The organism is Ruegeria sp. AL1, from assembly GCF_056540905.1.
The window spans coordinates 49,646-63,858 of the sequence record NZ_JBQFXP010000006.1 but is presented as its reverse complement, the minus strand read 5'-3'; the positions used below and the strand labels follow the sequence as shown (position 1 = coordinate 63,858).

Sequence of the window (14,213 nt, the reverse complement as noted above, 5' to 3'; positions counted from 1 at the left end):
TTGTGCGTATAGACCTGACTCCAACAATATGTTGTAATTCGAGGGCAAGAAAATCCACCCTTATCCTAGCTAAAATCTCAATTGGTTCCTGATTTGGAAACAATGACGACCCGATTCTAAGCCACCCGAATCGGATCGAAATGACTCAATTCAGGCGGGAATCGTCAGGTTCCGGTGCGGGGAGGGGCGGTTGCGACCGTGCTGCCAGCCCATGCCAGACTGTCGCTCAACTGCGTCAGAATGCTGATCGCGTCCTTCAAAGGCGCATCGCCGCTTTCAAACTGAAGCAGCAACAGCAGGTCCGTGGCCTTTTCAAACTCGCCCGGTATCCAGTCTGCTTCGGGATCAATCTCGGAGCCGCTTTCCAGACGTTCGGCAAAATCCTCGACGATCTCCTGACAGCTTTGCAGGAATGCGGCAGGCTCCATATCAGTGTTTTCGCGCAGATCATCGTAGATGCTGGCAATCGCTGCAAGCCAATCCTCGAGAATGGGGTTGTCCAAGGCGGGCAGGGCGGTTTCCAAAGTTGCGTGCAGAGAGACACCATCCTTCGGTTCTTCCTGTGCGTCCTGGTCGTCCAGATCAGAGAGGTAGGGCAGAAAGTGATCTGTTAAATCCGCCCGCGCCGCATCCAGATCTTTGCTACGGTAGTTGGCTGCCAGCGTCAGCACGTGTTCGGCCAGATTTTGTCCACCGCAGGTTTCCCACAGGTCGAAATCCGGCTCGGGCTCTTGTGCCATGGCACGCACGGCAACCGGTGTTCCAATGGGAACAACCGCCTGAAACAGGTTTTCAGTGGATTTGACCAAACGAGACACAACCCGGTCCAGCGAATCCCGCACTGGAGGCAGGTCAGCGTGAGTTACCGCCAAAAGGCTGTTGTCACGCAGCTTTTGCGGAACCTGAGACCACAGATGGCGTTCGGTTTCTCGCCAGGCATTGGTGCCATTGGTGCACCAGATGGCGCAGTCAACATATTCCAGAAGGTCCAGAGTTTGTTTGTAGCTCTCATCCAAAGCGCCTGACCCTGGCAAATCGAACAGCGAAATCTCTTGCAGGGCAGGGGTGTTCAAACCGACAGAAATGAAATCGGGTTCGTCTTCTGCTGCTTTTTCAAGCACGATGCCGGAATAGGTTTTCGGATCTTTTCCCCACCAGCCCACGGTTGTCTCGGGCGCGTCAGCATAAGCCACGATGACAAGCGGCAATTTCAGGTGCTGCGGACCTGTGGGCAAAACATCGGCCCCGGCCAACATGTTGGCAAGACTGGATTTGCCCGCCCCGAATTCTCCGGCGAAACCAATCGACACCGCATTCGACAACCTTTCGGCATGGGCCAGCGCGCGGGCGCGCAACTGCTCCAGCTCTGCCGAAGCGGGTGCTTTCTCGGTCACGTTCAAAAAGCGCTCCAGCTGGCGCACTTCCTGTTCGGTTCCGGGGAATTCTATCATTCTGCAGCCTCTGCCTGTCGAATGTCCGCAGGCGACGCCCCGCGAACCGTGTCAAGTTCATCTACAATACGGCGCGCCTGGTCAACCGCAAGTTGCGCTTCGGCGCGCGCATTTGCACCATCGGGGTTACTGCGCTGCTCCAAATGTCCGGCCAGCAACGCCAAGTAATGATCGAGGACCGTTTTCATCCGCTCAGACAGATGGCTATGCGCGGTATCTACCAGATCATCACCGATCATCTCGAACTCCTGCACGATCATCCGTTCGGCCCGGTTCAGCACGCTGCGCCGGGAAATCAGCCGCGACAGCCAGTTGACCCGCAGCTCCACCGTGATGCCGCGGGTCAGGGCGCTTGTGTCCGGGCGGAACCAACGCACAGCGCTGGTGTTCATCCGGTTGTCCGCAGGTTCCTGCCACCCGGGCAGGGCACGCAGGGCCGAGTTGCATTGCATGTCAATCGCGTACAATTCGCTGAGCATGCGTTGGCGCACGACCTGCGTCGCGCCCTGCACCAACTCGCGCATCCGTTCTCGCAATGGGGTAAAATTCAACTCGGTTTCACCATCCTTGGCCAGCAGAGGAGACTGCCCATTCGGACCGCGCACAACGATCGAGACCGCCTCGGCCACGGTATCGTCCATCACACCGCGCAGATTGGCCAGAACATCATCCATGTCTTTGACAATGGTTTCGGTCTTCTCGGCGATCATTGCTCGCAAATCAGCCAGAGTCTTGTTGCTGTCGTCGGCCTCATCAACTCCGGGACCTTGCTCGGCTTCCAGCGCACGCAACCGGGCAGCGCTGCGTTCCAATTCTCCATTGGCAAAGCTGCTCAGGTGTTGCCAAGCCATGCGCAATTGTTCGTTGCGCGGACCCTCGGTGAGGGCGCGTGTCACATGACGCCGCAAATCCGGCAAACCCGACGCAATCATCGCCGCAAACCGCAGAACACCTTCGCGGCTGATCGGGCCTGTGCCCTGTTTAATCTCTTCGACACCTTCCAGATATTGCTTCATCTGCTCCGGATGCGCACGCAACCAGGACAGCACCTGGTCATGATCGACCCCGGTGTCGTCGCCCGTCAACGCGTAGTGCGCCCATTGAGCGCTGCCCATCAAAACGTCGATCTCCGAGTTTCCAAGCGCCTGCGACAAACCATCCACAACGTCGGCGCGCACTTTTGATGCATCTTCCGGGCCACCGCCCAATTCATCTACCCGGTTGATGAACACAACGATCTGCCCAAGTTCCAGCGCCTGCATCAGGCGGAACAGTTTCAAATCTGCGCGGGACAAAGCCTGATGAGCCGACAGTACCACCACAAAGAAATCGGATTCCTTGAGGTATTGCCGCGAAATCTCTTCGCGGATCAAAAGCGGATCGTTGACGCCAGGTGTATCGGTGACTGTGACCGGATAAGGGAAATGGCCGAGTTCAAAATAAACTTCGGCTTTGCGTGTAATGTCGCTGTAAAGTCCGCGATCCGATCCCGGATCATAAGTGCCTTCTTCCGTCGGATCATCACCAGCACAGACATAGCGCGCCAGATCGTCCGAGTTCAGCTCATCCAGATCGTGATGCTGACCCAGCAAATGCTTGTAGCTTTCGCCCAGACGCAGTTTCGCGCGAGTCTTCATCGCCTCGACCTGCTCTTCGATCATCTCGCGCTTATAGCTGTCCTCTTCATCCGGGAACATGTTGCGCAGCTCTTCGCCTTCGGCGATCAACGCCTGCCATTGGCGGTTATCAAAGAAGTGAAACTCGGCCCCGTTCGTCCGACCCGAAGGATGACCGAAATGCATATCTGTGATTACGGTCGTCCAGGGATTCACATCCGACGGCAAATACTCGGCCTGACCGGTAAAACCATTAATCAGGCGCGACTTTCCGGCTTTAATCTGACCGACAAAAGCGATCGAAGGTTTGAGATTGGACAGATCGTCGACAATGCGCGAAATAAAGTGGCGGGTCTCATCATTGCTGGACCCGTTCATGTCTTCGGCGATGCGAATTAGCTCGCGGCGGTTAAATTCACTCATAAGCTTTACCCTGGTAACTCGTATTTTTAGACTGGTTTAATAAAAAGGACTAGATTGGGCGGGATCGCGGTCATTCGGCGGCGCGCAGAGATTTCCAGATGTTGACCACAGCCCCAAGTTTTCTGGTGTCATGCAGTGCAATCGCGGTTTGTTCCCCATCGCGCAAAACGGCCAAACCGGTACCCTGACCGCCTGATGGACGCATCACGATCAACTGTGGAGGGGTCAAAGTGCCATCCCCGTCCGATTGCCAACCGTCCAGATCACGTAGGAGCTCCGACAAGTCCTTCGCCTTTGGATGCAAAGGTTGATCTGCATCGCATACGCCATCCAACCGCATATCAGTCGCATCGTGCGACCCTGCAAGAACCCGCCCGCGCGCGTGTTTCGCCGACGCCTCATAGAATTGTGCGGCCAATCCTTGAGTGTCCGGTTCAGGTGTTGCGGTGGGGACGACGGAAATTTGTGGTTCTTTCGGGAATTCGATCTTTGCACAGGCCGCTTCAACCTCGGAATAGGTGATGCCGACATCATCCGCCTCCAAGATCGCGTCCGGGCGTTTTGAGACCAGTTCGAGCGGCCCAGGCGCCGCAGCTATATCCGTCATCAAATGCGCCAGCTTTTCGGTGAGATCTTTGCGAGCCTCGGTCTCAAAATCTGGAATGGATCCCGAGACACAGCGAAACACATCCGTGATCCGAGAGCTGTTGACCTCAATAGCCAGAACCGAGCCATCAGCCGCGGTAAAGTCCAACCTGCGTGGGAGGATGGTGCCGCGAATGGTCCCCAGCACCTCCTGACGCCTTAGCTCTGCGCTATCGCCCGACAGATAAACCGACGGCGACATCCGAGCCACGGATGTTCGCCCGATATCCCCGAGCAACTCAAGTATTTCACCGTCCATCATAGCGTGACCCCCTCTGGCCCCGTCTAAACCTCGGCCGCAACGCGCCTGAGGCTAAGATGTGCTTTTGTAAGTGTTAACCCGATATTTGCGTTTTCCCGGCAGATGTAGCAGACCACATGATCGGGATAATCCTGCGTGCGCAGGAAGATGTGCAAACGATCATTCGAAAACACCGCGATTTCCCCAAATCCCGGATGCTCGACATTCTCTGTCTCAGACTCTTTCAGCATTTTCTCAAAGGCTTGCACGCCTCGCCCCTGAAACAAGTTGGCCACAGCCAGCGACAGGCTTTCCAGCGCATCGCCATCTGTTGAATTGGGCGCGTTCGATCCCAGCAACATGCCGGTCTCCATGTCAACATACCCGGCTGCAAGGCAGTCGGGTATGGTTTCGATGGCAGCGGCCAAAGCACCTTCAATGGACATCAGACGCCCCGCGTTTCAGGCAGGCACTCGGGCAAAACCCTAAAGAACATGCCATTCCGCTCTGCCTTGATTGCCGTTTGTCGGGATCACCGGTGCATCTCCTTTCTCTGTCCGCGCATGGTATTCCCGTGCGATTTCATCATATTCGCTCAGGAAAGCAGCGAAGGCGCTTTGCAATCCCTTGGCATCTTCCGGCAGAGGTTCCCGCGCAGAAAACTCGTTCCACATAGCGGTCGCGCTCAGCGGTTGTTCCGAGGTGTCTTGCACTTCACTTGCTGGCTCTTCGACCTGTTCGACCTTGGTGTCTTTTGTGTCATCCACAATCGACACGACACGCACCGGGGCCAAAGCACTGGATTCCGGTTCAGGTTCATAGTCTTCGCCAGACTTCTCATTCTGTTCAGTCAATAGTGCCGTGATCGACGAGACCGAGACTTCGATTCCGGAAGCTGGGGACGCTTCTATCGCCTCCTCTGCCTCAGGTTCTTCGGCCGCAGCTTCGGCTTCCGCTTCCATGTCAGCAGCTTCCGGCATTTCCGCTTCATCCGAAGCAACCAGCGTCAGATCCGGGTTTTCGTGGTCGTAGTCATCGTCCATGAAGTCGAACTCATCGACGTCGTTTATCGGATCAGCCAGGGCATCCAGATCCAGCAACTCTGTGCCCTCGTCAGCAAACAGGGCACGCAGGTCATCCTTCTGGGGCGGAACGTCCGGCACCATTTCGGCGCGCAGACGCTCGGCTTCTTCCGCATCGATGCGAGGGCGTTCTGTGTCTTCGACGCGACGCTCAACCCGTGCGGGCCGAACCGGGAAGCTCGTTACAACGTCGTCATTCGTAACCTGCGACACCGGCTCAATCGGTTCTGCTCCTGGTTCCAGGCCATCCGAAACCGGTCGTGCGATAGCCGAGGCCGGTTCATCAGACATGGATTTATCGATCTGATACCGGGCAAGCTGATCGGCACGGCCATCCATGATCTGTTCGGTGATTTCAAGGAAGCTGTCCACCATCTTGCCGCCACCGCTGCGCGCCCAAAGCTCGGCATCGCCGGTTTTGTCACGTGCCATGATTGCATCGCGGGCCGAGAACAGAATGGTTCGGTTAAACAGATGCCCAGCTTCACGATTGACGCGGCGCAGCACTTTCTGGCGATCCTTTTGACCCAGCGCATCCGCACGCGTGATCAACAACAAAGACTTGTGTTGCAGCCGTTCGGGCAACGCAACCCATGTGGCGCGCTCAGTTTCGCGCCAGGCTTGCGTCGCGTGGGTGCACCATAAAACACCATTTGCCTGACCAACCGCACGTCGCCAAACGTCCGTCGAAATCTTGGGATCGGAAATTCCGGGCGTGTCGATCAGATCGACCGCTTCAAGAATATCGGCCTCCAGGAATATACGCACAAACTGCGCATCATTGACGCCAACCTGTTCCAACTGATCTAGCGTGATATCTTGCGTACTGCCGTCGTGACGCTTGATATAGGCGGATTTGTTGCCCCAACTGAACCAGATCGGCGGCAACTGCGTCGCCGTCACCTGCGTCGGCAAAGCCTGCTTACGCAGCAAAAAGTTCATCAGAGTGGATTTTCCGGCACTGAATTCCCCCATAAGCGCAAAAACGGGTTTGCGTCGGGACCACTGCTCGATGCGGTTCCAGGCCTTGGGAGAGACGAAGCGGGTTTGTGATTCTTTTACCATAACTCTTCTTATGCTGCTTCGTTGCTGAGATCTTTGAGGATGTCGCCCAATATGTCATCGCGCGACTTCTGCGGTTGCAGTCCGGCCGTCAATGCAGCGCTTTGCTGTCCGCTTTGATCGCCGGATTGCGAGATGCTAAGCAGCGTTTCCTTTTGCTCCTGCATGAAATCCGCAAGCGTCGACCGGACATTTTCCAACACGGCCGCGATCTGGTTTTCCTCGATATCCTTCGTGATCGAGTTCGCCTCGGATGCGATCAGTCGGGTGTAATCGGCGGCGAAAGCTTCAAAACCCTTACGACGCTGCCACCATCTGCGCCACCATGTGCTTTGCAGATCCAGGGCAATCGTCCGTCCAATCCCAAGCGGAGGCGGAACACGTGGTACAATCGGCGCTTCAATGCTGAATTCGCCCAGATGATTGCCCAACAGCTGATGATACAGTGCTTCGACATCGGTGGCTGCTGTTGCGTAGAGCTGCCCAGCTTCTTTGCGCATGGCGCGGGCAAAGCTGAAATAGGCCGCTTTTTGCAACGTCCTTAAGCCAGCAGGATCGTATTGCCACGTCCCTTGTTCACCGCTTTTCTCAAGATGAGAAATCAGCGAATCCGTCGCGCGTTTCACAAAGTTTGTCTCGGCCGAAGCCAGACGCTCCAAGACTTTGTCCCTCAATTTTGTGGTAAGTTCTGCGACCTTCTTTTCGTATTCCGCTGACACGGTCGAAATCGCCTCTTCAGGGCTGGTGCCGTCCAGATCGCGAACAATGCCTTCGCCTCCGGACAATGTTTTTGCGACAGCACCGGCGCGGATCTGGCTGGCGATGTTGCGCGCACGGTGACGTACACGATCCAACAGCCGTGTCCCCGCACCTTCTGCGATACGTTCATTCATGGCCAGCAGCAGGTCCGGCAGACCTGACAGAGCCCAAATCTTGTCCAGCGACGCGGCCTGATCGCCAAACCCTGCCGCCAGATAGAATGTGTTCAGCGCCTCGCGGGAGTCTTCGGTCAATACGTCCGGGTTTCCGGTCAGTGCCGCCTCGGCCCAAAGCGCGCTGCCAAATACAACGCTCGTGCTGGTGTCGATTCCGTTTTGCTTCAGCGTATCCTGAATGCGATCCCTGATTTCCGGCACTTGATTGACTGGGTCTGACAGTTCGTCGATCCGGTTGACGAACAGGATGATCTGCCGGTTCTCGAACTGCGCGATGATGCGCATCAGCGCCATATCCATTGTGGTCAGCGCCTGACTGGCTGCTAACACAACAATGCAAACTTCAGATCCACGCAGGCTGCGCAGCGTAATCTGCTCGCGCACCATGAACGTGTCGTTCACACCCGGCGTGTCGCAAAGTTTCAGCGAGATCGGATATTGCGGAATGTCCATGAACAGTTCTGCCGCCTTGGTCACATCGGCAAAACGACCAGTTTTCGGATTGATATCGGGGTCATCCTCATCCCCCAGACACACGTAGCGCTGTATCAGTTCCTCATCAAAATAGTCGTATTGGTGGCTTTGACCTAGGATCAAATCGAAGTGCTTGCCAAGGCGCTCTTCCGATTTGGCTTTCATCTCACCGACCTGTCGCCGGATATCATCCATTTCATCATCAGCACCGGCGCGGTTCGCCAACTCGCCCAGACGACCGCCGCCGACCATCAGATTGTCCCATTCTTCCTGTTCGAAGAACGTGAACTTTGAGCGTGTGTCGCCCGGCGTTCGTGTATTGATGTTCAGCGTGGTCACCACCGATGTCCACGGGTTCACATCCGAAGGCAGCAGATTCGGACGCCCGGCCAGGATGTTGACGATCGAGGATTTCCCAGCCTTCACCTGCCCCACAAACGTGACACTGGCGGTGAAATTTTCCATACGCGTCTTGAGCGTTGCAAGACGGGCGGAAGAGCGCGCATCCGCCACTTCTGTCAATTGGTCGATCTGCGTTGTCAGCGCGGTCATGGTCTCTGTCATCGGGGACAGAGCTTCATTTCCAACGGACAGAAGATGGTCGTTGCGCGCCATTTATTACCCTCCGGTACCTGTTGCGGCGATATGGGTCCGAGTAAGATCCGGCATTCCGCCGTTAGACAGACCAGCCATCGTGTCGATCCGCGCAATCAGATCCAGCGCGTCACCGAGAATCTCGGCCTCGGCACGTGGTGAGATCGAATCGAAAGCATGAGCATCGGCCAACACCTCGATCGAGCGGAACTGATCGCCGTTCTCAAGACAGGCAACACGACGACCCGTCGGAAAGTCTTCGGATTTATGCGCGGGCAACGGCATCCTTGCATTTGCCATCAAATAACGCTCACCCGAATGGGTTTTAAGAGCGATGCCAAATCCCGTGCCGGGATATTGCCGGTTCAGCGACTTCAGCTCGCCGATGAAGCTTTCCCGGGCAAGCGAAACAGCGTCTTGCTCGGCAGCAGCGGTATGAATCTGTCTGGTCACGATATGGGACCCTTATTTCTGGAGTTGAGCAGAAACTCGTAAGATGCCGTCAGGCAAAAAGACTCATTAACTCCTGCGTCCCATCAACTACGATCACCACGGTGTTATTTTGACGCGAATAAGATCTTTTGGCGTTTGAAATGTGGCGCAAATGTGGTCCTCTACTCTGCCCAAGGTTGTATCACCATAGATTTCCAGCCAACAATCTCTCGGCGCCAAGATAGCTTTTGACAATCTCGCATGGCGCAAGACTTTTCCTCTCGCACTCCCTCACAAGCTTTGCTATGCACCGCCTCATTGCGATGTTTTGGCATCGGGATGCGGGTGTGGCGAAATTGGTAGACGCACCAGATTTAGGTTCTGGCGCCGCAAGGCGTGGGGGTTCAAGTCCCTCCACCCGCACCATTCTGTTTTCATGAACATATCTTGCATCTTGCTCGATCCACCTCTTTGGTTGATCTTGAGAGCTTCACACTTTCACGTTCTGTTTCGTTTCAACGGTCCCTCCACCGTTGTGCGCACCTTGAATTTGCCTTTTGGTTAGCCTGCGCTTGGTACTTTTGAACCATCGCCAACGTCTTGCGGCCGGTGACGGCCTGAATTTCGGTGTCCGTGCAGCCTGCTTCAGCCAACAACCGGGCTGCTGTCTAGCGCCATCCGTGTGGAACACGGCGATTGTCTCCGTGCATGACGCCAATGGCATTGCGAACCTCCTCGACGGTTTCTTGAACGCCCCGCTTGCCGATCGGCTGCGTCAGTTTCTTAGACAGGATATGTTTGCCATTCTAGGGAAGAGGCGCGAGATATGACTGCAATCGCTTCGGGCAGTAGATCCAGATCTTCTGGCCGGCCTTGTCCTGCACAACGCGCATGAACTCGCCGTCGAAGTCATTCCAAATCACTTTGGAGCAATCACCAATGCGTTGACCGGTCCCTACCCCGAGCTCACACGCAGTACGGGCCGTTGTCGCGTCGTGCTTCGCGCGATAGGCCTCATATGCCTCTAACGCCCTGTCCGGCCACGCTTCGTATTCGCTGCCCTTGAGATTAGCGAGATCGACAACGAGGTTCCGATCTATCCACTCAAGATCGACGGCCAGCTTGCATAGAATCGAAAGAATGGCGACGCGCTCATTGGCTTTTGACAAAGTGTCCTGCAGTGCATCACGCGCGGCGCTTGCGACGGAAGCGACACTTATCGTTGTCGCCTAAACTCAAACAGAAATTGAACCAGAGCCTTCGCTATGAAATTACCTCAGGATTCCGGAAAACTGTGACGACGGACACCCTCGATAGGCCGCAGTGCCTTAATAGTGAATGATCAATTTATTCCAAGTGGTTCGGGCAGGTGCATTGCGCTTGCCGTCGCGGGTCGCCCAATATTCGTGGCTGAGCTTTTTGGTATCCGGATTATCCGGTAGACCCGCACAGCACGCCGCAGACAAGTATGTCCCAAATCATCCAGACCGGCCAAACGCAAAAGGCGACATACTAAACCGGTCGTATGCCGCAATTGCAATTCGGCTGGCACCTTCACGTCAGGCAAGTCTGGATGGCTGCATTGCTGAACTGTTGTTGACGCCCCCTTGCCGTTTTGGCGAACCTCAACTTGTTCAACAATGCTAAATGAGCCCTAGGGTCAGGAAATCTCGCCCATGCAGAGATACTTGATCTCAAGGAAGTCCTCGGTGCCGTATTTCGACCCTTCGCGACCCAGGCCAGACTGTTTGACACCGCCAAAGGGTGCAACCTCGGTCGAAATGAGCCCGGTGTTGATACCCACCATGCCCGATTCCAACCCTTCGGCCACGCGCCAGACGCGCGCCAGATCGCGGCTGTAGAAGTATGAGGCCAGACCGAACTCGCTGTCATTGGCCATGGCGATCACGTCATCCTCATCCTCGAACTTGAACAGGGGCGCAACAGGTCCGAAGGTTTCGTCCTTGGCCACGACCATTTCAGATGTGACGCCGGTCAGAACGGTGGGTTCAAAGAACGTACCGCCGAGGCCCGAGCGTTTGCCGCCCAAAGTCACAGTCGCGCCTTTGGAGACCGCGTCCGAGATGTGTTCCTCGACCTTGGCAACAGCTGCGTCGTTGATCAACGGGCCGGTGGTGACACCATCGCCGAAACCGTTGCCCACGTTTAGGGCCTTGGTCTTCTCGGCCAGCTTGGCTGCGAATTCGTCGTAGACGCCCGCCTGCACATAGATGCGATTGGCGCAGACGCAGGTCTGGCCGTTGTTGCGGAACTTGGCGATCATTGCGCCGTCCACGGCGGCATCCACATCGGCGTCGTCGAAGACGATGAAGGGCGCGTTGCCACCCAACTCCAGCGACATCTTCTTGATCGTGCCTGAGGCCTGACGCATCAGGATCTGACCCACGCGGGTCGAGCCGGTAAAGGTGATCTTGGCGACCTTGTCATTGGTGCAGAGCTCATTGCCCACGCGCGAGCTGTCGGTGCCGGGGATGACGTTGAACACGCCCGCCGGGATGCCAGCGCGTTCGCCCAGTACGGCCATGGCCAGTGCCGACAGAGGTGTCAACGTTGCGGGACGGGCCACAAAGGTACAGCCCACGGCCAGTGCAGGGCCAACCTTGCGGGCGATCATGGCGTTGGGGAAATTCCACGGGGTGATCGAGCCCACCACGCCAACGGGCTGTTTCAGCACCACGATGCGCTTGTCCCGCTGGTGGCCGGGGATAACGTCGCCGTAGACACGCTTGGCCTCTTCCGAGAACCATTCGATGAAGGACGCACCATAGAGGATTTCGCCGCGCGCTTCGGCCCAGGGCTTGCCCATTTCGGCGGTCAGGATGGTGGCCAGATCATCGGCGTTTTCCACCATCAGATCGAACCATTTGCGCAGGATTGCGGCGCGCTCCTTACCGGTTTGCGCGGCCCATTCTTTCTTGGCCGCGTAAGCCGCGTCGATGGTCTGCGCGGTGCCCTCGATGCTGACATCGGTCACGTTGGCGATCAGATCGCCAGTCGCGGGGTTGTACACGGGAAACGTCGCCTCGCCCTCGACCCATTCGCCGTTGATATAGGCGCGGGTTTCCAGAAGGCTGGGATCTTTCAGCTCCAGCTTGGTCACTTTGGTATCCAGCATGTTCAGGCTCCTTTGACAGCGTCGATCGAGGCTTCGAGGATATCCATCGCCTCGGCGAAGATTTCGTCCTGCACCGTCAGCGGCGCGAGGAAACGGATTACGTTCCCATATACGCCGCAGGTCAGCAGGATCAATCCGCGCTTGAGCGCCTCGGCGCGCACGGCGTTGGCCATGTCGGGGTTCGGAGCGCTGCCGTCGGTGGTGTTGAACTCGGCGGCGATCATGAAGCCGGGGCCGCGAATGTCGACGATTTCAGGCGTGCGGGCGCGGATCGATTCCAGACGCTGTTTCAGGCGCGAGCCCATCTCGTTGGCGCGGGCGCACAGGTCTTCTTCTTCGATCACGTCCAGCACCGCATGAGCGGCGGCGATGCCCAGCGGGTTACCGCCATAGGTGCCGCCCAGACCGCCGGGTTGTGCAGCATCCATCAGATCGACCCGGCCGGTGACAGCCGCCAGAGGCAGACCGCCTGCCAGACCTTTGGCCATGGTGGTGATGTCGGCGGCCACGTCATAGGCGTCCATCGCAAACAGATTGCCGGTGCGGGCGAAACCCGTCTGCACTTCGTCCGCAATCAGCACGATGCCATGTTCGTCACACAGCGCGCGCAGGCCGCGCATCAACTCAGCTGGCGCGGGGTAGAAGCCGCCTTCGCCCTGAACCGGCTCGATGATGATCGCGGCCACACGGCCCGGGTCCAGATCGGCCTTGAACAGCTTGGTCAGCGCGCCCAGCGAATCTTCGGTCGAGGTGCCGTGCAATTCGACCGGGAAGGGCACGTGATAGGTGTCGGGCATCATTGCGCCAAAGCCAGCCTTATAGGGCTGCACCTTGCCGGTCAGGGACATGCCCATAAACGTCCGGCCATGGAAACCACCGCCAAAGGCGATCACGGCAGGGCGGCCAGTTGCGGCGCGGGCGATCTTGACTGCGTTTTCGACCGCTTCGGCACCGGTGGTCACAAAGACGGTCTTCTTGGTGAAATCGCCCGGCACCTTCTCGTTCAGGCGCTCGGCCAGACGGATGTAGTTTTCATAAGGCAGCACCTGATGGCAGGTATGGGTGAAGTTCGCGGCTTGTTTTTGCACCGCTTCCATCACCTTGGGGTGGCAATGCCCGGTATTCACAACGGCGATGCCTGCGGCGAAATCAATATAGCGCTTGCCCTCGACATCCCACACCTCGGAGTTCGCGGCGCGGTCCACATAGACCTGCGTCTGCATTCCCACGCCCTGCGCGATCGAGGTGTTGCGGCGTTCAGCAATCTGAGCATTCAGCATCTTGCGTCCTTTCGGGTTATCGGGCGCGTGCCCGCAAATCTGACCGCGCGACTGTAATGCCCACAGCCTCAGGCGAAAGCCTGTTTCTTGTGAATCATAAGCCCTTGATTTACGGTCCCGGCACCCCTCAAGTGATGCGGATAGTGAACATGAAGAACGCCAATCAGGATGATCTGACCCTTGGATTACGCCTGCGGACCCTGCGCGAACGCGCGGGCCTGTCGCAGCGGGCGCTGGCTAAGAAATCGGATGTACCGAACTCGACCATTTCGCTGATCGAGTCGGGCAAGATGAACCCCTCGGTCGGGGCGTTGCGGAGGATTTTGCAGGGCATTCCGATCAGTATGTCCGATTTCTTTTCCTTCGAAATCGAAAGCGAACAGACCGTGTTCTACGCCGCCGAAGAGCTGACCGAGATCGGCAAGGGCGGTCTGTCGCTTCGGCAGGTGGGCTCGAATCTCTACGGTCGTTCGATGATGATTCTGCAGGAGACTTATGATCTGGGCGCGGATACGGGCCGAGTCATGTATGGGCACGAGGCCGAAGAGGGCGGTATCGTGATTTCGGGCCGCGTCGAGGTCACGGTGGGCGATCAGCGCAAGGTGCTGGGTCCGGGCGATGCCTATTACTTTGACAGCCGCACGCCGCACCGGTTCCGGCAGGTGGGCCCGGAGAAATGCCGGATCGTCAGCGCCTGCACACCCCCGACATTCTGACCTTCAGCACACAAATCTCAGCACTATGCATCATAGTGTTGCAATATCCGCCGAGTTGATCCACAGTATGGTACATAGTGCGGGAGTTTTCCCGCATGTCTCATCGGGCGACCCCCGCCCAATTCG

Annotated in this window: 11 protein-coding genes and 1 tRNA gene; 2 read left to right on the top strand and 10 right to left on the bottom strand. The window is 57.0% G+C overall.

Translation table 11 applies throughout. The annotated features are described in order from the left end of the window. Positions 1-164: 164 nt before the first annotated feature. From ACRZ9X_RS11120 to ACRZ9X_RS11090, 7 genes are all read right to left on the bottom strand, one after another. The gene (locus ACRZ9X_RS11120) at positions 165-1,451 is read right to left on the bottom strand and encodes a dynamin family protein (protein ID WP_480518755.1); all 1,287 of its coding nucleotides are present in this window, start codon (positions 1,449-1,451) and stop codon (positions 165-167) included. Further along, positions 1,448-3,490 carry a dynamin family protein gene (locus tag ACRZ9X_RS11115; RefSeq protein WP_480518753.1) on the bottom strand — a complete coding sequence of 681 codons (2,043 nt, stop codon included), beginning with the start codon at positions 3,488-3,490 and terminating at the stop codon, positions 1,448-1,450. Before ACRZ9X_RS11115 ends, ACRZ9X_RS11120 begins: the two co-directional genes overlap by 4 nt. A 70-nt stretch (positions 3,491-3,560) precedes the next feature. Next, positions 3,561-4,397 carry a hypothetical protein gene (locus tag ACRZ9X_RS11110; RefSeq protein WP_480518751.1) on the bottom strand — a complete coding sequence of 279 codons (837 nt, stop codon included), beginning with the start codon at positions 4,395-4,397 and terminating at the stop codon, positions 3,561-3,563. Between the two features lie 23 nt (positions 4,398-4,420). Then, complete coding sequence (locus tag ACRZ9X_RS11105) at positions 4,421-4,822, bottom strand: hypothetical protein (protein WP_480518749.1); 402 nt, start codon at positions 4,820-4,822, stop codon at positions 4,421-4,423. 39 nt (positions 4,823-4,861) lie between these two features. Next, positions 4,862-6,523, bottom strand: a complete 1,662-nt coding sequence (locus ACRZ9X_RS11100; RefSeq protein WP_480518748.1) for a dynamin family protein — start codon at positions 6,521-6,523, stop codon at positions 4,862-4,864. A gap of 8 nt (positions 6,524-6,531) precedes the next feature. Further along, on the bottom strand, positions 6,532-8,544 hold the full coding sequence (locus tag ACRZ9X_RS11095; protein WP_480518746.1) for a dynamin family protein: 2,013 nt from the start codon (positions 8,542-8,544) through the stop codon (positions 6,532-6,534). 3 nt (positions 8,545-8,547) lie between these two features. Further along, positions 8,548-8,976 carry a hypothetical protein gene (locus tag ACRZ9X_RS11090; protein ID WP_480518744.1) on the bottom strand — a complete coding sequence of 143 codons (429 nt, stop codon included), beginning with the start codon at positions 8,974-8,976 and terminating at the stop codon, positions 8,548-8,550. A 320-nt stretch (positions 8,977-9,296) separates the two neighbouring features. On the opposite strand from ACRZ9X_RS11090, the gene ACRZ9X_RS11085 reads away from it, so the two are divergent. Then, positions 9,297-9,381, top strand: a tRNA-Leu gene (locus ACRZ9X_RS11085). Positions 9,382-9,761: 380 nt separating this feature from the next. Here ACRZ9X_RS11085 and ACRZ9X_RS11080 read toward each other — a convergent pair. The 3 genes from ACRZ9X_RS11080 to ACRZ9X_RS11070 all read right to left on the bottom strand — a co-directional run bounded on the left by ACRZ9X_RS11080 (position 9,762) and on the right by ACRZ9X_RS11070 (position 13,371). Continuing rightward, positions 9,762-10,124, bottom strand: a complete 363-nt coding sequence (locus ACRZ9X_RS11080) for a hypothetical protein (RefSeq protein ID WP_480518742.1) — start codon at positions 10,122-10,124, stop codon at positions 9,762-9,764. 491 nt (positions 10,125-10,615) lie between these two features. Next, complete coding sequence (locus ACRZ9X_RS11075; protein WP_480518740.1) at positions 10,616-12,091, bottom strand: NAD-dependent succinate-semialdehyde dehydrogenase; 1,476 nt, start codon at positions 12,089-12,091, stop codon at positions 10,616-10,618. A gap of 2 nt (positions 12,092-12,093) precedes the next feature. After that, on the bottom strand, positions 12,094-13,371 hold the full coding sequence (locus ACRZ9X_RS11070; protein ID WP_480518738.1) for a 4-aminobutyrate--2-oxoglutarate transaminase: 1,278 nt from the start codon (positions 13,369-13,371) through the stop codon (positions 12,094-12,096). Between the two features lie 149 nt (positions 13,372-13,520). Between ACRZ9X_RS11070 and ACRZ9X_RS11065 the strand changes: the two genes are divergently transcribed. Next, positions 13,521-14,087 (top strand): cupin domain-containing protein, encoded by a 567-nt coding sequence (locus tag ACRZ9X_RS11065; RefSeq protein ID WP_480518736.1) that lies wholly within the window; start codon positions 13,521-13,523, stop codon positions 14,085-14,087. Positions 14,088-14,213 lie beyond the last annotated feature (126 nt).

Coding starts and splice junctions, on each gene's coding strand:
- ACRZ9X_RS11120 (WP_480518755.1), bottom strand. CDS start 1,451: ATGATAGAATTCCCCGGAACCGAACAGGAAGTGCGCCAGCTGGAGCGC.
- ACRZ9X_RS11115 (WP_480518753.1), bottom strand. CDS start 3,490: ATGAGTGAATTTAACCGCCGCGAGCTAATTCGCATCGCCGAAGACATG.
- ACRZ9X_RS11105 (WP_480518749.1), bottom strand. CDS start 4,822: ATGTCCATTGAAGGTGCTTTGGCCGCTGCCATCGAAACCATACCCGAC.
- ACRZ9X_RS11110 (WP_480518751.1), bottom strand. CDS start 4,397: ATGATGGACGGTGAAATACTTGAGTTGCTCGGGGATATCGGGCGAACA.
- ACRZ9X_RS11075 (WP_480518740.1), bottom strand. CDS start 12,091: ATGCTGGATACCAAAGTGACCAAGCTGGAGCTGAAAGATCCCAGCCTT.
- ACRZ9X_RS11100 (WP_480518748.1), bottom strand. CDS start 6,523: ATGGTAAAAGAATCACAAACCCGCTTCGTCTCTCCCAAGGCCTGGAAC.
- ACRZ9X_RS11095 (WP_480518746.1), bottom strand. CDS start 8,544: ATGGCGCGCAACGACCATCTTCTGTCCGTTGGAAATGAAGCTCTGTCC.
- ACRZ9X_RS11065 (WP_480518736.1), top strand. CDS start 13,521: ATGAAGAACGCCAATCAGGATGATCTGACCCTTGGATTACGCCTGCGG.
- ACRZ9X_RS11070 (WP_480518738.1), bottom strand. CDS start 13,371: ATGCTGAATGCTCAGATTGCTGAACGCCGCAACACCTCGATCGCGCAG.